Origin of the sequence: Methylobacterium sp. BTF04 (assembly GCF_010692745.1) — a bacterium.
GTDB lineage: Bacteria > Pseudomonadota > Alphaproteobacteria > Rhizobiales > Beijerinckiaceae > Methylobacterium.
Genome location: NZ_JAAHTB010000046.1, coordinates 1 through 23,479 on the forward strand (window position 1 = coordinate 1; position 23,479 = coordinate 23,479).

Here is a 23,479-nt window from a genome sequence, read left to right on the forward strand (position 1 = left end):
CCGGGGTATAGCTTAGCTCAGCCGCCAAACTGTCCAGGAAGGCGGGACCACCTCAGTTGGTGCCGGAGGTCGGCTGGAACGAGGTCGCGTAGCTCACATAGGGGGCAAGCCCACCCTCGAAGAGATAACTCAGGCCGACGCGACCTGTGAAGGCGGCGTCGTCTTGCTTCACACGAGCTAAGGCCCCGGTCGAAGCCGTCAGGGTGCGGGTGATAGCGTCGGCCCAGTCCTGCCGTCCGCTCAGCGTAAGGCTGAAGCCGCCGAAGCGGATCTCGTCCTGGGCGTAGACGCCGACCTGGTTGCGGCCTTGGGTGATCCGCGTGCCCAGCGGCGGACGGGTGACCGTGCCCGCGTAGACCGGTGCGAAGACGTCGACAGAAGGGACGATCCGCAGTTGCGACTCGTCGTAGCGCGAATCCTCACGCAGGTAGTCGGCACCGAGGAGCAGCGTGTGGGCCAATGGCCCGGTGGTGAAGCGCGCTTCGGCCTGATTGTCGACGTTGAACAGGTTCGAGCGCTCCGGGAAGGCCCAGGCGTAGCGGGAGAGCGTGCGGCCGTCGGCCCCGAGCCCGATGGCCTGAACCCGCTGGGTATCGGCTTCCACATGCGCGAAGCGCAGGTTCTGGCGCACGGTCCAGACGTCGCTGAAGCGATGTTCGAAGGCGTAGCCGATGAAGCCCTGGTCGAGCTTGAAACGATCGTAGTTCGGCTCGCCGATGAAACGGTTGGTGGGAATGCGCCCGCGCGGGTTCGTGTACAGGGTGCCGAGCGTCGGCAGGCCTTGCGGCGCACCGCCTCCGGGCGAATCGATGTGCAGGTATTGCGAGAGGATCGTGAACGACGTGTCGGCATCCGGCCGGAACGTGACGCTCGGCGCGATGTAGACCCTGTCCTCCTCCAGATGATCCACCTGGGTGCCGGTGCTGCGGACAAGCCCGGTCAGACGGTACAGGATTCTGCCGTCCGGATCGACGGGACCCGACAGATCGAAGGCGGCCTGGGCGCGCCCGAAGCTGCCGGTCTGGAGCTGGATCTCGCGCACGGGCACCGCACTCGGCCGCTTGCTGACGAGGTTGAGCAGGCCACCCGGCGAGTTCTGTCCGTAGAGCCCCGATGAGGGTCCCTTCAGCAATTCGATGCGCTCCAGGCCGTAGGATTCGATGCGTGGCTGGGAGTAGCCGCGTGCCCCGAACGGCAGGCGCAACCCGTCGAGGTAGCGTCCGGGCACGAAGCCGCGAACGTAGAGCCAATCGTAGCGCACATCCGTGCCGTACTGGGTGAGAACCCCCGGCGTGTAGAGAAGCGCCTGGCTGACGCTCTGCGCCTGCCGATCCTCGATCTCCTTTCGTCCGACGACGTTGACGGCCTGAGGCGTCTCCAGGATCGAGGTGCCGGTCTTGGTCGCCGTCGCGCTGCGCTTGGCGACGTAGCCATGGGTGGGGCCGAGGGCGGTGTCGCCGGTCACTTCGAGCGCGTCGAGGACGACGGCGCCGTCCTGGATGCCGGCGGGCTCGATCTCGGCCACGAGGCCCACGAGGGTCGCCGAGCGCTTCGCCGTGAATTGCGGCACCAGTCCCGTTCCCGCGAGCAGGAGCCGGAGCGCGTGGACGCGGTCGTAGCGTCCGGTGATCGGCGCCGCACGGAGACGGCGGGTCGCGTGACTGTCGTAGATCAGCTGGACGCCGCTGGTCGCTCCGTAGGCCACCAGGGCCTCATCGAGAGGCTGACCGGCGATGGCGAAATCGAGGATGTCGTCCGCCTCCGCGACCATCGCGGCGACGCGGGTGATCCGTGCACCGACGGCCGTCCCAGCCCGCTCCGCGTGGTCGATGGCCGCCGAGGTCTGCGTCGGCATGGCGAGCACGAGCGCCGCGACACCACTCAATCCAATGACCATGCGACAGCCGTTCTCCGTCCCGTTCGCTCCGCGTCTTCGCACCGTCATTCGACCCACCGTCCTTGCGCGGTGTGTCACCGCGGCCCGGCGGGTCGTGATCGCCCGCCTGACTCTTCAGACGGCCCCGGGTGACGAGCCCGCAAAAAAACTTGGTGGTTTCGCGCTCCGGCCTCGTCGGCCTCAGCGGAGAATGACGAGCCGTTCGCCGAGCCTCACTTCCGACAGCGCGAGCGCCGTCCGGATGCTGCTGAGGGCCTCGTCCGGACGTGCCAGATGGAAGATCCCTGTGACGCGCCGGGCGGCGGCCGCCGAACTGCCCAGCACGATCCGACCGGGCCGGTATCGGTTGAGGTCGTCCACGACTTCCGACAGCGGCGTGTCGCGGAAGACGAGAAGGCCACGCCGCCACGCCGCCGCCTGGGCGATGTCGATGGGGTGAACGCCGCCCGCACCCTGCCCGATCCTGATCTCCTGGCCGGCCGTGAGGCGCGTTGCGGGTGTTCCCGAAGCGGGAACGATCGTGACGCTGCCGGAGAGGCAAGACATCTCGGCATCCACGCCACCGACCCATCCGGAGAGACCTTCCCTCGGCTTGCAGCGAACGATGAACTCCGCCGGCTGACCCGGCTCGGTGACGAGGCGGGCCTCGCCCACGCCGAGAGCCACGGCCGCGCGGCCGGTCGGGATCGTCACGGCCACCGACCCCGCATGCAGAACGAAGTCCTGCCGCAGGTCGTCGAGGTGAGCGTCCAGGGCGGTCTCGGCATCCAGCTCGATGCGGAGGCCGCCTGCCAGGGCCACCGTGCGGATCTCACCGGTTCCGGTCCGGTAGGTCGCGCTCAGCGCCGGCCATCGCAACGCGAGCGTAGCGCCAGCGGCGGCGATGGAGGCCGATGCGACGCCGCCCGCGGCTACCCGGCGGAGCATGCGCCGGCGGCTGATCTCATGTGGGACACCACGGGTGACCGGCACGCGCGCCGGACCCGCAAGGGCGTGGCCCGCCTGCTTCCAGAGTCCTGCGGCGGCTCGGAAGGCGGCGTCATGCTCCGGGTCGATGCGCCAGGCAGCGAGCGCCCGGGCCTCGTCCTGCGTCGCGGTGCCGGATGTCAGGCGAACGACCCAGGCACGCGCCTCCTGCGCGACGCTCTTGTCCGTGTCATCCGCAGACCCACTCTGCTGGTTCGGCGCGCTCATGCTTCTCTTGCCGATCGCCAGACATGTTTCGGACTCTCTCCTGACGAGCGCCCCGTGCATTGAGACGTTTCCATGAGGATGACCCCGCAATCAATCCGGAAGCCGTCTGGATTGCAGACGCTCGGCACAGTGATCGAGGGCCATCCTGACCTCGGCCTCCACGGTTCGAAGCGATACGCCGAGGCGCGCGGCGATCGACGGGTGACTCAGGCCTTCGATCCGGCTGAGGCGGAAGGCTTCGGCGCGGCGGGGCGGCAGTTCCCGCAGCGCTGCACCGAGGGTTTGCAGATCGACACGAGATCGAGCCTGCTGCTCGGGGCCCGGTGTCTCGTCCGCGACCGTGAGCAGGTCGTCGATCTCGACGGTCGTCAGGACACGAGACTGGCGGAGCTGGGCGCGTTTGTGATCCACAACGAGGTTTGCGGCGATCTGAAACAGGAAGGCGCGTTCGTTCTGAATGCGCGTCTGGCCGTATTCCGTGCGCGCGACACGGATGAACGCCTCCTGCGCCAGATCCGACGCATCGTTTTGACCGACCTTCCGGCCCAGAAAGCGCAGCAATGCTTTACAATGCGCGCGATAGAGGTTGGCCAACTGGCTTGCGCGCTCATCGCGCGTGGGAGTGACGACAGGCATTGACCTCCGCCAGCGTGAAACCGCCGGGGCAAACTCGCGATGTCCCGGCGTATCGCGATGTTCAGCCGTCTGACAAGAACATAAAAGCTACATCTTGATATTAATCATCAGTTTATATTTATTATATTTAAATTTATCTGCGGACTCCTTTGAGTGCTTGAGCCATTAAGAAAATCGCAAGCCAACTACGCGGGATGACCACTCGCCTATTTCGACACGATGGCAACACGCGCGTTCCGGAACACGGCAGTCGAATCAACGGCCGGATCTAATGCCTGCTTTTAGGCTCAGTTCGAGTGGGCGAAGATGACGGAGTCGGGTCCTAAACGGAACGCCCGTTTCGGAACGAAAATCCAAGCTCCGGTGGCAACCCACAGCAACGGGTCACGCAGCCAAGCCGATCGAGCCCAGACTCGAGAACGACAGCGCCGAGCGGCTTCCGATCCAATGCGGGATCGCGGCTGGATCAGCCCGCGGCTTCGGCATAGGGCGCGAGCAGCCGCAGGAGATCGCGGTCGCGCGGCGGGGTGGCGACGATGCGCGCCCGCTCGGCGACGGCGTCGAGGTGGTGGTCCATCAGGGCGGTGGCGCGCGCGACGTCGCCGGCTACGAGGGCGGCGATCAGCGCGCGGTGCTCGCTGACGGCGCATTCGGCGGAGTGGGGCCGGCTGTAGAGCGAGAGGATCAAGGCGCAGCGGTAGCCGAGTTCGCCGACGTAGCGCTCCAGCACCGGGCTGCCGGTCATCTGGGCGAGGAGCAGGTGGAACTCCGTCGCGAGCCGGATCGAGCCGGGCTCGCCCCCGCGTTGGGCCGCCTCCTCGCCATCGACATGGGCCTGCAGGGCGGCCTGCTGCGCGGCGTCGAGGCGACCGGCGAGACGGGCGACCACCAGGCGTTCGAGGCCGATGCGGATGTCGAAGGTGTCGCGCGCCTCCTCCCAGCTGGGCGTCGCCACCACGGCGATGCGGTTGCGGCGCAGTTCGACCAGCCCTTCGCCGGCGAGTTGCCCCAGGGCTTGGCGCGCGATAGTGCGGCTGACGCCGAAACGCTCGCCCAGGGCATCCTCCGGCAAGCGATCGCCGGGGGCCACCGCCCGCTCGACGATGGCCCGGCGCAGGGCCCGGCAGATCGCCCCGACCCGGTCTTTACTCCCCGGCCGCGTCGTGTTGCCTGCCGTATCCTTTCCACCCATCATGCTTGTCCGCCTGTCCTGCCGCCGTCGCTCGGTGTCCCGCCGGACCAAGCCCAAGCACGAGCGGGACCACGCGGGACAGTCGCGGCGCCCGCTCCACTCTGGCGAGGAACCCCGATCCGATGACGCCCTTCGACTGGACCGCCGGCTATCCCACGGTGCGGATGCCGATCTTCGGCCGCAACGTCGTGGCCACGTCCCACGCGCTGGCGGCCCAGGCCGGCCTCCGCATGATCTGGCAGGGCGGCAACGCGGTGGACGCCGCCATCGCCACGGCGGCGGCCAAGACCATCACCGAACCGTGCAGCAACGGCCTCGGCTCGGATGCCTTCTGCATCCTGTGGGACGGGACGCGCCTGCATGGGCTCAACGCCTCGGGGGGCGCCCCCGCGGCCTGGAGCCCGGACTATTTTCGGACGAAGTATGGCGCGGAGGCCGAGCGCCCGCCCTGCCGCGGGTGGGATTCGGTCACGGTGCCGGGCGCCGTCGCGGCCTGGGTGGCGTTGAGCGAGCGTTTCGGTCGCCTGCCCTTCGCCGATCTCCTCGAACCGGCCATCGCCATCGCCGAGCGCGGCTACCTCGCGCCCATCGTGGTTCAGCAGAAATGGGCCGCCGCCGCGCGCATCCAGGAGATCACCCGCCAGCCGGGCTTTGCCGAGACCTTCCTGCCCTACGGCCGCGCCCCCCATGTCGGCGAGCGCGTGACCCTGCCGGGGATCGCCCGGGCTTTGCGGGCCATCGGGCGGACCAAGGGCCGGGCCTTCTACGAGGGCGAGATCGCCGAGGCGGTCGCCCGGCACGCGGCGGCCCATGGCGGCGCGATGACCGTCGGCGACCTGGCGGCGTTCCGGCCCGAATGGGTGACCCCGACGCAGCTGGAGTATCGCGGCCACACCGTGCACGAGATCCCGCCCAACGGTCAGGGCATCGCCGCCCAGATCGCCCTCGGCATCCTTCAGAACTTCGATCTCGCCGCGCTGCCCCCGGACGGCGCCGAGGCGCAGCATCTCCAGATCGAGGCGATGAAGCTCGCCTTCGCCGACACCTACCGGTACGTCGCCGACCCGCGCGCCATGGACGTGACCCCCGAAACGATGCTCGACCCCGCCTACCTCGCCGGGCGTGCGCGTCTGATCGACCGCCAGCGCGCCCAGGTGTTCGGTGCGGGCAACCCCGTGCGCGGCGGCACGATCTACCTCACCACGGCGGATGAATCCGGCATGATGGTGAGCTTCATCCAGTCGAACTTCATGGGCTTCGGCTCGGGCGTGGTCGTGCCCGAATGGGGATTGTCGCTGCAGAATCGCGGCTACGGCTTCTCCCTCGATCCCGCCAGCCCGAACCTGGTGGCGCCGGGCAAGCGTCCGTTTCACACCATCATCCCGGGTTTCCTCACCAAGGACGGCGCCCCCGTGATGAGTTTCGGCGTGATGGGCGGCAACATGCAGCCCCAGGGACACGTCCAGACCCTGGTCCGGATGCTCGATTACGCCCAGAACCCGCAGGCCGCTTGCGATGCGCCGCGCTGGCGCTTCAACACCGGGCTCGAGATCAACGCCGAATCCACCATGCCGGCCGCCACGCGCCAGGGCCTGGTGGACCGTGGGCACCAGGTCGCGACGCTCGAGGACAGCTACCAGGATTTCGGGGCCGGCCAGTTCATCTGGCGCATGGGCGATCCGGCCACCGAGGGCTACGTCGCCGCCAGCGATCCGCGCCGCGACGGGCAGGCGGTGGTGTAGTGACGCGCACGGTCGGCGATCCGTCGTATCACGCCCGCACGGATCTTCGGGCCGGCACAGATAATGTATACACTTTTGAGGGCGACGGCCTTCGAGCCCCATCGCTTCGTCCGGCAGTGAAGCCCAGAACCCGCCGCGTTCATATCAAGGGAAGCTCGATGCTGCGCCTGTTCGCTGCCTGCCTCGTCGCCGGCGCCGTTTCGCTCGCCCCCGTCCAGGCCCAGACCCTCCGCTTCGGCTTAATGGAGGATCCCGACGCCCTCGATCCGAGCCTCGCCCGCACCTTCACCAGTCGCATGGTCTTCGCCGCCCTGTGCGACAAGCTCGTGGATATCGGGCCCGACCTGAAGCCCGTGCCGCAATTGGCCACGAGCTGGAGCCTCTCGCCCGACGAGAAGGCGCTCACCATGATCCTGCGGCCCGGCGTCCTGTTCCACGACGGCGAGAAGCTCGACGCGGCGGCGGCCAAGTACAGCATCGAGCGGCACCTGAAGCTGCCCGGGTCCCAGCGCCGCGGCGAAATCGCGCCCATCGACCGGGTCGAGGTCGTCGACGACCTGACCTTCCGGATCGTGCTCAAGACCCCGTTCGCGCCGCTCCTGGCCCAGTTCACCGACCGGGCCGGCATGATGGTCTCGCCCAAGGCCGCCGAGCGCCTCGGCGACAAGTTCTCCACCGCGCCGGTCTGCGCCGGCCCATTCAAGTTCGTCGAGCGCGTGCCCCAGGACCGCATCGTGGTCGAGCGCTTCGACGAGTACTGGAACAAGGACCAGATCCACATCAAGCGCATCGAATTCCGGCCGATCCCCGACGGTACGGTGCGCCTAACCAACCTGCGCGCCGGCCAGCTCGACCTCTTGGAGCGCCTCACCCCCACCGACCTGCCGCAGGTGACCCGCGACCCCAAGCTGAAGGTCGGCTCGACCTACGAACTCGGCTTCCAGTCCATCGTCTTCAATGCCAACAGGGCGGGCTCCGCCGTGGCCGACCCGCGGGTGCGCGCGGCCTTCGACCTCGCCATCGACCGCACTGCCCTCAACCAGGTCGTGTTCGGCGGCGAGTTCCTGCCCGGCAACCAGTGGGTGTCGCCCAAGCACCCGGCCTACGTGAAGGAATATCCGCTCCCGAAGCGCGATATCGCCAAGGCCAAGGCCCTGCTGGCGGAGGCCGGCATCCCGAAGCCCAGCGTCACCCTTACGGTCTACGCCAACAACGAGGCGCCCCAGGTCGGCCAGGTGATCCAGGCGATGACGCGGGAGGCCGGCTTCGACGTCAAGCTTCAGGCCACCGACTTCACCACGGCGCTGGATGCCGCCGACAAGGGCAACTTCGACGCCTATCTGTATTCGTGGAGCGGCCGGCCGGACCCGGACGGCAACACCTTCAGCTTCCTCGCCTGCAAGACGCCCCTCAACTACGCCCGCTACTGCGATCCCGAGGCCGATGCGGCATTGGCCGCCGAGCGGGCGACGGTGGACCCGGCCCAGCGGGCGGTGGCCTGGAAGCATCTCGCCGACAAGGTGATGGCCGACCGGCCGCTGATCTACCTGTTCCACCGCAAGCTGTTCTGGGCCTACAGCACCAAGCTCTCCGGCTTCACGCCCTATCCCGACGGCCTCGTGCGCTTCGGCGGCCTGACCCTGAACTGAACCCGGGAGCCGAGCCGATGCTGCGCTTCCTCGTTCAACGCCTCGCCTTGGCGATCCCCACCCTGGTGATCGCCTCGATGATCATCTTCGTGCTCCAGCAACTCCTGCCCGGCGACACCGCCACCGCCCTGTCGGGCGAGGAGCGCGATCCCGAGGTGATCGCCTTCATCCGGCAGAAGTACCACCTCGATCAGCCGCTGCCCGTACGCTACGCCCTCTGGGCCGGCGGGGTGCTGCAGGGCGACCTCGGCGAGTCGATCCGGCTGCAGAAGCCGGTGATCGACCTCGTCGTCGAGAAGCTGCCCGTCACCCTGGAACTCGCCTGCCTCGCCATGCTGGTGGCCCTCGTCATCGGCGTGCCGATGGGCATCCTCTCGGCGGTGAAGCGCAGGCAAGCCGCCGACACCATCGCCAACGGCATCGCCCTGTGGGGCCTGTCGGTGCCGAACTTCTGGCTCGGCATCCTGATGATCCTGCTGTTCTCGGTCCATCTCGGCTGGCTGCCGGCCTCCGGCTACGTTTCGCCCTTCGTGAGTCTCTCCGAAAATCTGCGTGCAATGGTGATGCCGGCCTTCGTCCTCGGCAACGCGATCGCGGCGGTGATGATGCGCCACACCCGCGCGGCCATGCTGGGTGTCCTCGGGAGCGACTACGTCCGCACCGCGCGGGCCAAGGGGGTGTCGCCGCTGCGCCTCATCCTGCGCCACGCCCTCCCCAACGCCGCGATTCCGATCATCACCCTCGGCGCCCTCGAATTCGGACAGCTCCTGTCGGGCGCGGTGCTGACCGAGCAGGTCTTCTCCGTGCCGGGCTTCGGCAAGCTGATGGTCGATGCGGTGTTCAACCGGGATTACGCCACCGTGCAGGGCGTCGTGATCTGCACGGCCACCACCTACGTCCTCCTCAACCTCGGGGCCGATCTCCTGGCCGCCTTCGTCAACCCGAAGCTGCGGCGCGCATGAGCGATCTCGGCCTCACCGAAAGCGGCGTCGGCCTGCCCGCCGCCGCCCCGCTTCGGGTCGAGCGCGGCCCCGTGCGGGACTTCTGGGGCCGGCTCACCGCGCGTCCCACCGCCATGATCGGCCTCGTCATCGTGGTGGCGCTCCTGGTCATGGCGGTGTTCGCCGACTGGATCGCACCCTACGATCCCATCGCCACCGACTGGGGCGCCATCCGCGCGGCGCCGAGCCTCGCCCATCCCTTCGGCACCGACGAGGTCGGGCACGACGTCCTGTCGCGCATCGTCTTCGGCGCGCGCGCCTCCCTCGGGGCCGGCCTCACCTCGGTCGCCCTGGCAGTGGCGCTCGGCCTGCCGTTCGGACTCATCGCGGGCTATGCCGGCGGCGTTCTCGACATGCTGATCATGCGTCTCACCGATGCGTTGCTGGCGATCCCGTTCCTGATCCTGGCGATCGCGCTCGCGGCCTTCCTGGGTCCGAGCCTGACTAACGCCATGGTGGCGATCGGGCTCTCGGCGACCTCGACCTTCGTGCGCCTCACCCGCGCCCAGGTGCAGGCGGTGGCGGCCGAGGAGTTCATCGAGGCGGCCCGCGCCGTGGGCAATCCGCCCTGGCGGATCGCACTGCGCCACATCCTGCCCAACATCGTGCCGGCGATCCTGGTCCAGGCGACGCTCACCATCGCGGCGGCGATCATCGCCGAGGCCAGCCTGTCCTTCCTCGGCCTCGGGCAGCAACCGCCCGACCCGTCCTGGGGCTCGATGCTCAACGTCGCCAAGAACTTCCTCGAACAGGCGCCCTGGATGGCGATCTGGCCGGGCGCCTCGATCTTCGTGGCGGTGCTGGCCTTCAACCTCCTGGGCGACGGCCTGCGCGACGCCCTCGATCCCCGTCAGAGGACCTGAGCATGTCAGGCTCCGAAAGCATGGTTGGCTCCGAACCCGCCCCCCTCCTCGACGTCCGCGATCTCGGGGTGGCCTTCGACAGCGAGGGCGGCGCCGTCCACGCCGTCAACGGCGTCTCCTACACCCTGCGCGAGGGCGAGACCCTCGGAATCGTCGGCGAATCCGGCTCCGGCAAGAGCGTGCACGTCCTGGCGATGCTGGGGCTGATCCCGCGCCCGCCCGGCCGCATCACCGGTGGCCAAGTCTTATTCGAGGGGCGCGATCTGCTCGCTTTTCCGGAGCGCGAACTCCGAAAGGTCCGGGGCGGCCGCATCGGCTTCGTGTTCCAGGATCCGATGAGCTCGCTCAATCCCGGCATGACCGTCGCGGCCCAGATCGCCGAACCCCTGCGCATCCATCTCGGCCTCGACGGCCGCGCCGCCCGCCTCCGCGCCCGCGAACTCCTCGACCTCGTGCGCATCCCCGATGCCGCCGCGCGCCTCGACCAGTATCCGCACGAATTCTCCGGCGGCCAACGCCAGCGGGTGATGATCGCCATGGGCCTGTCCTGCCGCCCGAAGCTCCTCATCGCCGACGAGGCGACCACGGCCCTCGACGTCACGGTCCAGGCCGAGATCATCGCCCTGGTGCAGGATCTGAAGCGCGAGATCGGCATGGCGATCATCTGGATCACCCACGATCTCGGGGTGGTGGCCGGCATCGCCGACACGGTGCAGGTGATGTATGCCGGCCGCATCCTCGAGCGCGGTCCGGTGGACGACATCTTCGCCGATCCGCGCAGCGCGTATACCCTCGGCCTCCTGCGCTCGCTGCCCGACCTCAGCCGGGGCCGGGCCGGGCGCAAGCGCCTCCACCAGATCGAGGGCGCGCCGCCGGACATGCGCGATCCGCCGCCGGGCGACCCCTTCGCGGCCCGGAACGTCTACGCCACGCCGCGCTGCCGGCTCGAGCCCCCGCCCCTCGCCCAGGCATCCAGTGCGGCGCCGGGCCACCTCGTCGCCGCCTGGTACGACCTGCCGGCGCTCCTCGCCGCCGAACGGGCCGCGCCTGGAGCCGTGCCATGAGCCCCGCTACCCCCGGCTCCTATCCGCTGCTCTCCGTGCGCAACCTGAGCAAGCACTATCCCCTGCGCCACTGGTGGGGCGGACAGGGCTCGCTCTTCAGGGCGGTGGAGGATGTCAGCTTCGACATCCGCCCCGGCGAGACCCTGGGACTGGTGGGAGAATCCGGTTCGGGCAAGTCGACCATCGGCCGGGCGGTGACGATGCTCAACCCGCCGACCTCCGGGACGGTCGCCTTCGAGGGTGCCGACCTCGCCAAGCTCTCGCCCCGCGAGATGCGGCGGATGCGTGCCCGCATCCAGATGGTGTTCCAGGACCCCTACGGTGCCCTGAACCCGCGCATGAGCGTCGGCGATTACGTAGCGGAACCGTTCCGGCTGCATCGTCCCGGCCTGGCCCGGGCGGAGCGCCGTGACGAGGTCGAGGGCCTGTTCGCCCGCGTCGGCCTCGATCCGCGCTTTGCCCGGCGCTACCCGCATCAATTCTCCGGCGGCCAGCGCCAGCGCATCTGCATCGCCCGCGCCATCGCGTTGAAACCGAGCTTCATCGTCGCCGACGAACCCATCGCCGCCCTCGACGTCTCGATTCAGGCCCAGGTTGTGAACCTGCTGCAGGACCTTCAGGACGAACTCGGCGTCTCCTACCTGTTCATCTCCCACGACCTGCGCATGGTGCGCTACCTGTGCCAGCGCGTCGCCGTCCTCTGGCGCGGCCGCATCGTCGAACTCGCCGACGTGGACGCCCTCTACGACGATCCCCGCCACCCCTACACGCGGCGCCTTCTCGGGGCGGTGCCGGTGCCGAACCCGGTGGAGGAGCGGGCACGCCTCGCCGCCGCCGCCCTCATGCCTCCCACGCATCCGGACGAGGGCGGTGCCCTCGTCGAGGTCGCCCCCGGCCACTGGGTCGCGGGCGGCGTCGAATTCCAAACCTAGAGCCGTGCCCCGCTCGTACCGCGCACTCTCGCGGCACGCCGGGATTCACGTCGTCGCAAAGCACTCGAAGGACCTGTCGCCATGAGAGACTTCTCGAAGCCGGGGCGCTCGCCCGTCTATGCCGCCAACGCGGCCGTGGCGACGTCCCACCCCCTCGCCACCCTTGTGGCCATCGAGACCCTGAAGGCCGGCGGCAACGCCGTGGATGCCGCCATCGCGGCGGTGGCGGTGCAGGGGGTGGTCGAGCCGGCGATGACCGGCATCGGCGGCGATTGCTTCGCCCTCTACGCACCCAAGGGGGCCTCGGTCCCCATCGCCCTCAACGGCTCGGGCCGCAGCCCGGCGGCGGCGCACGATGCCTGGTATATCGAGAACGGGGTTTCGATCGGGCCGACCTCGCCGCATGCCGTCACCGTGCCGGGGGCGATCGCGGCCTGGGCCAAGCTGCTCGCCGATCACGGCACCCGCTCGCTCGGCGAATTGCTGCAACCGGCGATCCGCTATGCAACAGAGGGCTATCCGTTGCAGTCTCGCGTCGCGTTCGATTGGGCGCGCAACCGCGACAAGCTGCGGGCGGATCCCGGCTCGGCGGCCGCCTATCTGATCGACGGAGAGGCGCCGAAGGTCGGCACCACCATGCGCCACCCGCATCTCGCCGCCACCCTCCGGCGCATCGCCGAGCACGGTCCCAAGGGCTTCTACGAAGGCCCGGTGGCCCAGGACATGGTCGATCGCCTCAACGCGCTCGGCGGCCTTCATACGATGGCGGATTTTGCCGCCGCCGCCCCCGAGATCGTCACCCCGATCTCCACCCGCTACCGCGGCTACGACGTCTACGAATGTCCGCCGAGCGGCCAGGGCCTCGCCGCCCTGATGATGCTTAACGTCTTGTCGCATTACGAGATTGGGGCGCTGTCGGAGCTCGACCGCGTCCACCTCTTCGCCGAAGCGTGCAAGCAGGCCTACCACCACCGCGACGCGCTCTTCGCCGATCCGGTGCTGAACGCGGTGCCGGTGGAGCACCTGCTGTCGGACGCGTGGCGGGCCTCGGCGCGCGGCGCCATCGACATGGCCCGCGCCCAGGCCCCGATATTGTGGCCCGAGGTGACGCACACCGACACGGTCTATCTCTGCGTGGTCGATCGCGACGGCAATGCGATTTCGCTGATCAACTCGATCTTCCAAGGCTTTGGCAGCGGCATCACCGCGCCCGAGAGCGGCGTGCTCCTGCACAATCGCGGCTACTCGTTCCGGGTCGAGCCGGGGCATCCCAACACGATCGGGCCATCCAAGCGCCCGATGCACACGATCATCCCCGGCATGCTCATGCGCGACGGCGCGGTGGTGGCACCCTTCGGCGTCATGGGCGGCCACTACCAGGCCATGGGCCACGTCGAACTGCTCACCGGCCTCATCGACCGGGACCTCGACGTGCAGGAGGCGTTGGACGCCCCGCGCAGCTTCGCCTATGGCGGCGGCGTCGAGCTGGAGAGCGGATTTTCCCCCGAGGTGGTGGCGGGGCTGGCCGCGCGCGGGCATGCCACGATACCGGCACCGCTCCCGATCGGCGGCGGCCAGATCATCTGGATCGACCGCGCCACAGGCCTCCTCGCCGCCGGCTCCGATCCGCGCAAGGACGGGTGTGCGCTCGGCTATTGAATAGCCCCTGTCGGGATGGCGGCGATTAGCCGTTCTACTCGCAGTTTGGAGCGATGGCTCTGTAATGGACAAAGATGGTCCGTCGAAGGATTCGCCCTGCTGCATCTGTTGCAGTCAGGGGCTTCGGTGAAGTGCGAAGACCGACGAGGGGAGTTCGCATCCGGCCCGATGGACGATCACGCCTCGTAGCGAAGGGCATCGATCAACAACGCGAAAGCCGGTGAGGGCCGGCGGCGGCTCGGGTAGTAGAGATGGTAGCCGGAGAAGGGTGGGCTCCACCCCTCAAGTACGCGAACGAGGGAGCCGTCATCCAGGTGCGCTTGCAGCTGATCCTGGGGTAGGTACGCAATGCCGAAGCCGTCCAAGACAGCACACAGGATCATGCCGACGGAGTTGAACGTCAGTTGGCCATCTACGCGAACCTTGATCGCGCGCCCGTCCTTCTCGAACTCCCAGGCGTAGAGGCTGCCATACGTCGGCAGGCGCAGGTTGATGCAGCGGTGCTCGGACAAGTCCTGCGGGCTGCGCGGCATCGAACGAGTTGCGAAGTAGGCGGGCGCGCCGACGGCGGCCATGCGCATGTCGGGTCCGACGCGAACCGCGATCATATCCTTGGCCACCATCCCGCCGAGGCGGATTCCCGCGTCGATGCGCTCGGCGACGATGTCGGTCATGCCGTAATCGACGATCGTCTCGACCGCGATGTCAGGATAGCCCGGCAGCAGGCGCCGCAAGGCGGGCCAGAGCACGGTGCTGGCGGCATGCTCGTCCGCGGTGACGCGAAACGTCCCCGCCGGTCGATCCCGCATCGCCGCCAACGCGGCGAGCCCTCCCGCGATCTCTTCGAAACGCGGTGCCACGGTCTTGAGAAGGCGCTCGCCGGCCTCGGTCGCCGACACGCTCCGTGTCGTACGCGCGAGCAGGCGGACGCCGAGACGCGCCTCAAGCCCACGAACGGTCTGGCTGAGCGCCGGTTGCGAGACGCCGAGCTGTGCTGCGGCCCTGGTGAAGCTCCCCGCCCGAGCGACGGCGACGAAGGCGAGCAGGTCGTTCAGGCTTTCCCGCATCATCCATAAGACCTGCTCATAAGATCATGATCATTGAGGCATCTAATCCGAGCCGGACGCGAAGGCTAGCTTGGTTCGGAAGCCATTCCCGCATCGCGTCGCGGCCGGCACCCTTTGCGATGGAGCAACCATCATGAACATCAAACGCGCCGGCTCGCAGCCCTCGGTGAGGGGGCCGGGTGAATGGTTCACCGGCACGGTCCGGATCGACCCGCTGTTCAGCCCCGCGGAACCGGCCCGCGCCGGCGGAGCCCTCGTCACCTTCGAACCCGGCGCCCGCACGGCCTGGCACACCCACCCGCTCGGCCAGACGCTCATCGTCACCGCGGGATTCGGACGGGTCCAGCGCGAGGGCGGCCCCATCGAGGAGATTCGCCCCGGCGACGTGATCTGGTTCCCGCCGGGCGAGAAGCACTGGCACGGCGCCGGACCCGCCACCGCGATGAGCCACATCGCCATCCAAGAGGCGCTGAACGGCAGCCCCGTCACCTGGATGGAGCAGGTGGACGACGGACAATACGGAGCGTGATCCACCGCGACCGTTCCGGCCCGACGCGCGGCGCCATCCGGGTGGGAGCCCTGTGCGGACCGCCTGCCCAGACATCGAAGATCACGAAAATGCAGAGCCACCCATGACTGCGACCCAGGCCGATGCCGGCAGATGCGAGAGCGAGAGTGAAACCGATGCAGCGACATCCGGGGGTTGGGGGGCGGTGTTCGCCCTGACCCTGTGCGTGGCGACGCTGATCGCGTCCGAGTTCATGCCGGTCAGCCTCCTGACGCCGATAGCCGCCGACCTCCACATGTCGGAGGGCAATGCCGGTCAGGCCATCGCCGTTTCCGGCATCTTCGCGGTGGTCACGGCCCTCGCCATCGCATCGGTCACGCGCGGGATCGACCGCCGCACCGTCCTGCTGGCCCTCGCCGTGCTGATGATGGCCTCGGGCCTGATGGTGGCCTTCGCGCCGAACGCCGGCGTCTTCATGGCCGGGCGTGCCTTGGTGGGAATCGTGATCGGAGGCTTCTGGTCGATGTCGGCCGCCACCGTCATGCGGCTCGTCCGCAAGGAGGATGTGCCGCGGGCGCTGTCTCTGCTGAACGGCGGCAACGCCTTGGCGACCACGGTGGCCGCGCCCCTGGGCAGCTTCCTCGGACAGTATATCGGTTGGCGCGGCGCGTTCTTCGCCGTCGTCCCGCTGGCCGCCGTGACCCTGGCCTGGTTGTTCGTCAGCCTTCCGGCGATGCCGTCCGACCGCAAAACCACGGATGGTACGGTCTTCCGGGTCCTGCGCCGTCCTCAGGTTGCCTTAGGGATGCTCGCCGTCGCGCTGTTCTTCATGGGCCAGTTCGCCCTCTACACCTACCTGCGGCCATTCCTCGAGACGGTGACGCGGGTCGATGTCCCGACGCTGTCCCTGATCCTTCTCGTCATCGGTGGAGCCGGCGTGCTCGGCACCTCCCTGATCGGCTTCGCCCTGCGGACGCGGCTCTACAGCCTCCTGATCGCGATGCCGCTCGCGATGGCTGGCATCGCCATCGCGCTCATGGTGGTCGGCGGGTCGGCGGTCGCATCCGCGACCCTACTCGCCGGGTGGGGCCTGATCGGCACCGCCGCGCCGGTGGCGTGGTGGATGTGGTTGAGCACGGCGCTGCCCGACGATGCGGAGGCCGGCGGCGGGTTGATGGTGGCCGTCGTCCAACTGGCGATCGCCTTCGGGGCGACCCTCGGCGGCTCCGCCTACGACGCGGGTGGCTACCGATGGACCTTCGCGGTCAGCGCCGCCACCCTCTTCGCCTCAGCCATTGTGTCGATCCTGGCGTGGCGTCGCAGCCGGCGGACGTAGCCCGCCATCGCATTCTCCTACCGACGATCGGCACGACAGCGTGGGTGTCGACGCCGGCACGCCGCCGGATTTGCGGTCAGCCGCGATGCCGCAGCGCCTCGGCCAGGACCGTGAAGGCCGGGGCGGGCTGCCGGCGGCTTGGATAGTAGAGGTGATAGCCAGGGAACGGTTCGCACCAGTCTTCCAGTACCCGCACAAGCCGCCCGTCCGCCACGGCCGCCACCACCATATCCTCCGGCAGGTACCCCAGCCCAAGCCCAGAGAGCGCAGCGTTCCGGATCAGGTTGAGGCTGGTGAAGACGATCTGGCCCTCGACTCGGACTGCCAGTTCGCGGCCTGCCCGCTCGAACTCCCACGGAAAGAACCCTCCGCGCGTCGACCGTCGCAGGTTGATGCAGCGATGGTCGGTCAAATCTTCCGGGTGTCCGGGCCTGGAAGCGCCTTCGAAATAGCCGGGCGTTCCGACGACGGCCATGCGCATGGGCGGCCCGATCCGCACCGCTACCATGTCCTTTTCGACGTGCTCGCCAATCCGCACGCCGGCGTCGAAGCGCTCGGCCACGATGTTAGTGAGAGACTGCTCGGTGACGACCTCGACGTTGATATCCGGGTAATCCGGCAGCACCCGTTCGAGGACGGGAAACAGGATCGTCTCGGCCGCGTGCTCCGGCGCCGTGATCCTCACGGTTCCGGCCGGCTTGTCCCGCATTTCCGTAAGGGCCGCGAGTTCGATCTCGATCTGCGCGAACTGGGGACCGACGACGCAGAGCAGTCGCTCTCCGGCCTCCGTCGTAGAGACGCTGCGCGTGGACCGGTTCAGCAATTGTTGCCCCAGGCGCGCTTCGAGTCCCTTCAGCGCATGGCTCAGCGCCGACTGAGTGATGCCCAGCCGCGCAGCGGCCCGGGTGAAGCTGCCTTCCTGCGCCACCGTGGCAAATGAAAGCAGGTCGGTCAGGTTTTCACGCATCGTTGCCGGTCTCCGGCTGCCTTTTTGCCCATGGAAATCGTGGTTTCGCACGTGCCAACGCGGGATTCGGCGCATTTCGAACGGCGCAGCCGCCCAATCCATAAGCCAGACTCATAACGCCATGTACGTTCGAACCCCTAATCGTCGAAAGCGTGTGCGTTACTTTGGAGCCTATCCAAGGTGTCCGCGTTTCCGTCGGGCATCCGCCTTGAATGGCGGGGGCCGCGCCCCGGCCGTCGCCCCTGCAACGGGTTCGGAGACCGAGATGGAACGACCGAGAGACCTCGAATTGAACCGGAGAGACTTGATGGTGGGAGCATCCGCCGCTGCGACATTGGTCGCCGTGCCGTCGGCCGCAGGCGCCAGGCCCGCCGCAACCGACGCACCGGTGCTGGCGAAGGTCGCCCTGACGGTGAACGGTGAGAGGCACGAACTCGAACTCGACACGCGCACCACCCTACTCGACGCGGTGCGGGAGCATATTCACCTGACCGGCGCGAAGAAGGGCTGCGACCACGGCCAGTGCGGCGCTTGCACGATGATCGTCGATGGGCGGCGCATCAATTCGTGTCTGACTCTCGCGGTGATGCACCAGGACGATGCCGTGATGACCATCGAGGGTCTCGGCAAGCCCGGGGACCTCCACCCAATGCAGGCCGCCTTCATCAAGCATGACGGCTATCAATGTGGCTTCTGCACGCCCGGCCAGATTTGTTCGGGGATCGCGGTGCTCGCCGAGATCAAGTCCGGCATCCCGAGCCATGTCAGCGCCGACCTCAACGCAACCTACGAGGCCACGCAGAACGAAATCCGCGAGCGCATGAGCGGCAACATCTGCCGCTGCGGTGCCTATTCCAACATCGTCGAGGCGATGACCGAGGTTGCCGGGAGGCAGGCATGAAATCCTTTACCTACGAGCGTCCGAGCTCGCCCGCCGAAGCTGCTTCCGCTGTCGCGAAGACGCCCAACGCCAAATTCATCGCCGGCGGTACCAACCTTCTCGACCTGATGAAGCTGCAGATCGAGACACCGGCCCACCTCGTCGACGTCAATGGTCTCGGTCTCGATCAGGTCGAGCCGACGTCGGATGGCGGCTTGCGGATCGGTGCGCTGGTCCGCAACACGGACCTCGCCGCCGATGCCAGAGTCCGGAAGGATTACGGCGTGCTGAGCAGAGCCCTGCTCGCAGGGGCCTCGGGGCAGCTCCGCAACAAGGCGACCACCGCCGGAAACCTGCTGCAGCGGACCCGGTGCCCGTACTTCTATGACACAGCGCAAGCCTGCAACAAACGCGAGCCCGGCTCGGGCTGCTCCGCCATCGGCGGGGTGTCACGCCAGCTCGGTGTCATCGGCACGAGCGAAGCCTGCATCGCCACCTATCCGGGCGACATGGCGGTCGCCATGCGTGTTCTCGACGCCACCGTCGAGACGGTGGATGCCACCGGCCATGAGCGAAAGATCCCGATCGCCGATTTCCATCGTCTGGTCGGCGACAAGCCCGAGATCGATACGACGCTCCGGTCGGGTGAGCTCATCACCGCGGTGACGCTGCCGAAGCCGGTGGCCGGGACGCACATCTATCGCAAGGTCCGCGACCGGGCCTCCTACGCCTATGCCCTCGTCTCGGTTGCCGCCATCATCGGCAAGGACGGCACCGGTCACGTGGCCTTCGGTGGGGTCGCACCGCGTCCCTGGCGCGTCGAGGCCGCCGAGGCAGACCTGCCTCGTGGGGCCAAAGCAGTGACCGACAGGGTCTTCGACGGGGCGACGCCGACCCACGAGAACGCATTCAAGCTGAAGCTCGCCGAGCGCACGCTCGGCGCCGTCCTGACCGAAGCGAGGGCCTGAACCATGAAGTTCGACACCCCTGCGGGCACCAACCCGATCGACCGGCTCAAGGTGGTCGGCAAAGCGACCGACCGGATCGACGGTCCCTTCAAGACCACGGGCACTGCTCCTTACGCCAACGACTGGCATGACCCTCAGGCCAAGCTGGCCTACGGCGTCGTGGTGAGCGCCGGCATCGCCAAGGGCCGGATCGCAGCGATGGACCTCGGCGCGGCCAAGGCCGCTCCCGGCGTGGTCACTGTCGTCACCGCCGAGACCGCAGGCAAACTCGGCAAGGGCAAGATGAACACCGCCAAGCTGCTGGGCGGGCCCGAGATCGAGCATTACCACCAGGCGGTCGCCGTCGTCGTCGCGGAGACCTTCGAGCAGGCTCGCGCCGCCGCGGCCCTGGTCAAGGTGACGTACACATCCGAGAAGGGCAGCTTCGACCTGTCCGCAGCGATGGATGGCGCGACCGATCCCGGCGACGTCCAGGGCAGCCCGTCCGGCACCGCCGTCGGCGACTTCGCCGGTGCGTTCGCGTCGGCGCCGGTCAAGCTCGACCAGCGCTACGCCACCCCGGATCACGCCCATGCGATGATGGAGCCCCATGCCTCTGTCGCGTCCTGGGACGGCGACAAGGTCACGGTCTGGACTTCCAACCAGATGATCGGCTGGGGCGTGCGCGACCTCGCGTTGACCCTGGACGTACCCAAGGAGAAGGTCCGGTTGGTCTCGCCGTTCGTCGGCGGCGGCTTTGGTGGCAAGCTCTTCCTGCGGTCGGAAGCGCTCCTCGCGGCGCTGGGAGCCCGCGCGGCGGGACGGCCGGTGAAGGTCGCTCTGACGCGGCCGCAGATGTTCAACAACACGACGCATCGGCCGGCGACGCTCCAGCGCATCCGCATCGGCGCCACGCGCGAGGGCACGATCACGGCCATCGGCCATGAGAGCTGGTCGGGCGACTTGGCCGGCGGCGGCCCGGAGGCGTCGGTGATGCAGACGCGCCTGCTCTATGCGGCGCCGAACCGGATGACGGCCCTGCGCCTGGCGGTGCTCGACCTGCCGGAGGGCAACGCCATGCGGGCGCCGGGTGAGGCTCCCGGCCTGATGGCGCTCGAGATCGCCATGGACGAGATGGCGGAGAAGCTCGGTCTCGATCCTGTCCGGTTCCGCGAGATCAACGACACCCAGGTCGACCCGGAGAAGCCGGAGCGCCCGTTCTCGCAGCGGAGCCTCGTCGCGTGCCTGCATCAGGGTGCAGAGCGCTTCGGATGGGCCAAGCGGGCGGCCAAGCCCGGACAGGTCCGAGACGGGCGTTGGCTCGTCGGGATGGGCGTGGCCGCGGCCTTCCGGAACAACATGGTCCTGAAGTCGGCCGCCCGCGTCCGACTCGACGGCAACGGCATCGTGACGGTCGAGACCGACATGACCGAGATCGGAAACGGCAGCTACACCATCATCGGCCAGACGGCAGCGGAAATGATGGGGGTCACCCTCGACAAGGTGGTGGTGCGCCTCGGCGATTCCGACTTTCCCGTCTCCTCGGGATCAGGCGGACAGTTCGGCGCCAACAGCTCGACATCGGGCGTCTATGCCGCCTGCATGAAGCTGCGCGAGGCGGTGGCCGGCAAGCTCGGTTTCAACTCTGCCGATGCCGTGTTCGAGGATGGTCAGGTCCACTCGGGCAACCGTGTCGTTCCGCTCGCACAGGCAGCGGCCGGCGGTGACCTCGTGGCCGAAGACGCCATCGAGTTCGGCGATCTCGACAAGACCCACCAGCAATCGACCTTCGGGGCCCACTTCGTCGAAGTGGGGGTCGATGTCGCGACGGCGGAAATTCGGGTGCGCCGCATGCTCGCGGTCTGCGCCTCCGGCCGCATCCTCAACCCGAAATCGGCCCGCAGCCAAGTCATCGGCGGGATGACCATGGGCGTCGGCGCGGCGCTGATGGAGGAACTCACGGTCGACAAGACACGCGGCTACTTCGTCAACCACGATCTCGCCGGGTACGAGGTGCCGGTCCATGCCGACATCCCGCATCAGGAGGTCGTCTTCCTCAATGAGGTCGACCCGATGTCGTCGCCAATGAAGGCCAAGGGCGTCGGTGAGCTCGGAATCTGCGGTGTCGGCGCAGCCGTCGCGAACGCGATCTACAACGCAACCGGCGTGCGGGTCCGCGACTACCCGATCACCCTCGACAAGCTGCTCGACGGGATGCCCGAGGCGGCGTGACCGCCACGACCGAAGAACAACAGGGCGCGCGGCGGGTGAAACATCCGCCGCGTGCTAGACCGGACAGGATAGCCCGGTGATCGCGGCCGGTGGGGGCGTCCTCTTCGGTAACGCCGCGCCCAGCCTTCAGCCGGGTATCGCACCCGGCGTACCGCAGGCGTAGCAGAACCGTTCGAAGGTGCTCTTGCGGTGGTCGCAGGACGGGCACCGCTCGAAGACGCCGATGCCGCAATGCGGACAGTAATTCGCCGCCGGGTTGGTGAGATCGATGGCGCGTTCGCAGCCCGGACAGACCTTCTTGGCCAGACGCTGCATGGCCTGGTCGGTGGCGATGTCGGTGCGACGCTCCTCATTGGGACGGGCCTCAGCCGCCTTCTGGCGCTCGTTGTAGTCGTGGAGGGCGTTGATGGCGACGCGCCCGACGAGCAACGTCACGATCACTCCGACCCCGTACCGTACGTAGCCGCCATAGCTCGGCAGGTAGGGCACCAGCTCCACGAAGAACGCGAAGGCCGCAGCGAACGCGAATCCCCAGACAAAGGGCCAGTTCCGGGTTTGGCGACGCTTCAGCAGCAGCCATCCGGCCAGGACGAGAAGCGGCAGGGTGAATGCGAGGCGATAGCCGAAGACCCGCAGCTCCTGGCCGCGCTCGGCTGCGTCGAGCTTCTCCTGACCCGCCGCCCGCAGATCGGTCTCGATGCTGTCCTGGGCGGTCTCGCGTTCGGAAAGGTCGAGCCCGGTGCGGCTCAGGGCCTCGAGGCGTTCCTCCACCGCGCGCTCGGCCGCCTTGAGCGCATCGAGCTGCTCGGTACGGGCAATCAGGGCCGGGTCCTGATCGACGCGCTCGGTGGCATTGCGGGTCTTCAGCCAGTTCGCGAAAGTCTCCCGCGCCGATTCCGAGGCCGAGCGCGCCGCATCGAGGGCGAGCTGCGCCTGCTCGGCTTGGCGCCGTATGTCGTCCTGCTCGCGCCGGATCTGCTTCAACGCATCGGTGGAGGTCTGCGCCTGCTCCTTGTCGAGGAACTGTTGAAGGGTGAACCGATGCTCGACCTGCGGCAGGTCGTCGACGAGGAGGGCGCCGAGGCCGATCAGGAACGCCGCAAAGGCGAGCGCCACGAGCCAGAGAACGAAATTGAACCACCGCTCGGACAGTCTACGGCCGGAACGCATATCGATGACCTCGATCGAGAGAGGGAGGCGCGCTCGCGCGGATATCCGGTGCGAGAGCCGAATGCGGGGCGTCCCGCAACTTTACGCGGCAGCGCCAGCATTCCTCAGGAAGGGACGTCAATCGACACGGCCCAGTCCTCCATGCGGATTCGGACCGGCGAGTGCAACCCGGGGCTGAGCGCATGCGGGTTGGCTGCAAAGATCCTCGGTGCATGCGCCACATCGGAGCAGGCTCGCGGAAAGTGGTCCGCCGACGCATCCTGCGCCTTGCGCGGCGCAGGTGAGTGCGAAGCCGACCAAGCCTCTTGCCACCGACTCCCGCCTACGGCAGCCGCCTGAATCCGGCAAAGCTCCGCTTATCGCTTCCCAGCTCGCTGGTCAGACGAATCGAGCCAGATCCGATGCCGGCCGATCGGTCAGCTCGCAAGCTGGCGAAGCTCGCTTCGTGCAATACCCACAAGCGTACGCAGCGCGAGAAAGCCGATCGTTGAGGTGGTCCCGCCTTCCTGGACAGTTTGGCGGCTGAGCTAAGCTATACCCCGG

General features: G+C 68.1%; 19 protein-coding genes. 12 read left to right on the forward strand and 7 right to left on the reverse strand.

The features are described from left to right. Positions 1 to 52 precede the first annotated feature (52 nt). From G3T14_RS19880 to G3T14_RS19895, 4 genes are all read right to left on the reverse strand, one after another. Positions 53 to 1,897 (reverse strand): TonB-dependent siderophore receptor, encoded by a 1,845-nt coding sequence (locus tag G3T14_RS19880; protein ID WP_246733442.1) that lies wholly within the window; start codon positions 1,895 to 1,897, stop codon positions 53 to 55. Between the two features lie 180 nt (positions 1,898 to 2,077). Then, positions 2,078 to 3,091: a DUF4880 domain-containing protein gene (locus tag G3T14_RS19885; RefSeq protein WP_163644279.1), complete on the reverse strand. Its 1,014-nt coding sequence runs from the start codon at positions 3,089 to 3,091 to the stop codon at positions 2,078 to 2,080. Positions 3,092 to 3,181: 90 nt separating this feature from the next. Continuing rightward, entirely contained in the window at positions 3,182 to 3,727 is a 546-nt protein-coding gene (locus tag G3T14_RS19890; protein WP_163644280.1) for an RNA polymerase sigma factor, read from the reverse strand. Positions 3,728 to 4,193: 466 nt separating this feature from the next. Further along, positions 4,194 to 4,922 (reverse strand): GntR family transcriptional regulator, encoded by a 729-nt coding sequence (locus G3T14_RS19895; RefSeq protein WP_246733443.1) that lies wholly within the window; start codon positions 4,920 to 4,922, stop codon positions 4,194 to 4,196. A 119-nt stretch (positions 4,923 to 5,041) separates the two neighbouring features. Here G3T14_RS19895 and G3T14_RS19900 point away from each other — a divergent pair, with 119 nt between their 5' ends. The 7 genes from G3T14_RS19900 (at position 5,042) to G3T14_RS19930 (ending at position 13,829) form a co-directional block, all read left to right on the forward strand. Next, positions 5,042 to 6,661 (forward strand): gamma-glutamyltransferase family protein, encoded by a 1,620-nt coding sequence (locus tag G3T14_RS19900; protein ID WP_163644281.1) that lies wholly within the window; start codon positions 5,042 to 5,044, stop codon positions 6,659 to 6,661. A gap of 158 nt (positions 6,662 to 6,819) precedes the next feature. Beyond that, positions 6,820 to 8,310: an ABC transporter substrate-binding protein gene (locus G3T14_RS19905; protein WP_163644282.1), complete on the forward strand. Its 1,491-nt coding sequence runs from the start codon at positions 6,820 to 6,822 to the stop codon at positions 8,308 to 8,310. A 17-nt stretch (positions 8,311 to 8,327) separates the two neighbouring features. After that, complete coding sequence (locus G3T14_RS19910; protein WP_163644283.1) at positions 8,328 to 9,272, forward strand: ABC transporter permease; 945 nt, start codon at positions 8,328 to 8,330, stop codon at positions 9,270 to 9,272. After that, positions 9,269 to 10,174, forward strand: a complete 906-nt coding sequence (locus G3T14_RS19915) for an ABC transporter permease (RefSeq protein WP_163644284.1) — start codon at positions 9,269 to 9,271, stop codon at positions 10,172 to 10,174. Before G3T14_RS19910 ends, G3T14_RS19915 begins: the two co-directional genes overlap by 4 nt. 2 nt (positions 10,175 to 10,176) lie before the next feature. Further along, complete coding sequence (locus tag G3T14_RS19920) at positions 10,177 to 11,238, forward strand: ABC transporter ATP-binding protein (RefSeq protein ID WP_246733444.1); 1,062 nt, start codon at positions 10,177 to 10,179, stop codon at positions 11,236 to 11,238. Then, a complete protein-coding gene (locus G3T14_RS19925; RefSeq protein WP_163644285.1) occupies positions 11,235 to 12,170 on the forward strand; it encodes an ATP-binding cassette domain-containing protein in 936 nt (311 codons plus the stop codon). Before G3T14_RS19920 ends, G3T14_RS19925 begins: the two co-directional genes overlap by 4 nt. Positions 12,171 to 12,251: 81 nt before the next feature. Next, positions 12,252 to 13,829, forward strand: a complete 1,578-nt coding sequence (locus G3T14_RS19930; protein WP_163644286.1) for a gamma-glutamyltransferase family protein — start codon at positions 12,252 to 12,254, stop codon at positions 13,827 to 13,829. A gap of 176 nt (positions 13,830 to 14,005) precedes the next feature. Here G3T14_RS19930 and G3T14_RS19935 read toward each other — a convergent pair whose 3' ends face one another. Further along, the gene (locus G3T14_RS19935) at positions 14,006 to 14,899 is read right to left on the reverse strand and encodes a LysR family transcriptional regulator (protein ID WP_163644287.1); all 894 of its coding nucleotides are present in this window, start codon (positions 14,897 to 14,899) and stop codon (positions 14,006 to 14,008) included. A gap of 130 nt (positions 14,900 to 15,029) precedes the next feature. On the opposite strand from G3T14_RS19935, the gene G3T14_RS19940 reads away from it, so the two are divergent. Next, a complete protein-coding gene (locus tag G3T14_RS19940) occupies positions 15,030 to 15,425 on the forward strand; it encodes a cupin domain-containing protein (RefSeq protein WP_163644288.1) in 396 nt (131 codons plus the stop codon). A gap of 103 nt (positions 15,426 to 15,528) precedes the next feature. Further along, on the forward strand, positions 15,529 to 16,740 hold the full coding sequence (locus G3T14_RS19945; protein WP_163644289.1) for an MFS transporter: 1,212 nt from the start codon (positions 15,529 to 15,531) through the stop codon (positions 16,738 to 16,740). A 76-nt stretch (positions 16,741 to 16,816) separates the two neighbouring features. Here the strand turns inward: G3T14_RS19945 and G3T14_RS19950 are convergent, their stop codons facing one another. Continuing rightward, positions 16,817 to 17,707: a LysR family transcriptional regulator gene (locus tag G3T14_RS19950; RefSeq protein WP_163644290.1), complete on the reverse strand. Its 891-nt coding sequence runs from the start codon at positions 17,705 to 17,707 to the stop codon at positions 16,817 to 16,819. 265 nt (positions 17,708 to 17,972) lie between these two features. On the opposite strand from G3T14_RS19950, the gene paoA reads away from it, so the two are divergent. The 3 genes from paoA to paoC are packed head-to-tail and all read left to right on the forward strand — an operon-like array spanning position 17,973 to position 21,766. Beyond that, on the forward strand, positions 17,973 to 18,608 hold the full coding sequence (gene paoA / locus G3T14_RS19955; protein ID WP_163644291.1) for an aldehyde dehydrogenase iron-sulfur subunit PaoA: 636 nt from the start codon (positions 17,973 to 17,975) through the stop codon (positions 18,606 to 18,608). Then, positions 18,605 to 19,555 (forward strand): xanthine dehydrogenase family protein subunit M, encoded by a 951-nt coding sequence (locus G3T14_RS19960; protein ID WP_163644292.1) that lies wholly within the window; start codon positions 18,605 to 18,607, stop codon positions 19,553 to 19,555. The genes paoA and G3T14_RS19960 overlap by 4 nt, the downstream gene beginning before the upstream one ends. A gap of 3 nt (positions 19,556 to 19,558) precedes the next feature. Then, positions 19,559 to 21,766 carry an aldehyde oxidoreductase molybdenum-binding subunit PaoC gene (gene paoC, locus G3T14_RS19965; RefSeq protein ID WP_163644293.1) on the forward strand — a complete coding sequence of 736 codons (2,208 nt, stop codon included), beginning with the start codon at positions 19,559 to 19,561 and terminating at the stop codon, positions 21,764 to 21,766. A 126-nt stretch (positions 21,767 to 21,892) separates the two neighbouring features. On the opposite strand, the gene G3T14_RS19970 is transcribed toward paoC, so the two are convergent. Further along, on the reverse strand, positions 21,893 to 22,936 hold the full coding sequence (locus tag G3T14_RS19970; protein WP_163644294.1) for a zinc ribbon domain-containing protein: 1,044 nt from the start codon (positions 22,934 to 22,936) through the stop codon (positions 21,893 to 21,895). Positions 22,937 to 23,479 lie beyond the last annotated feature (543 nt).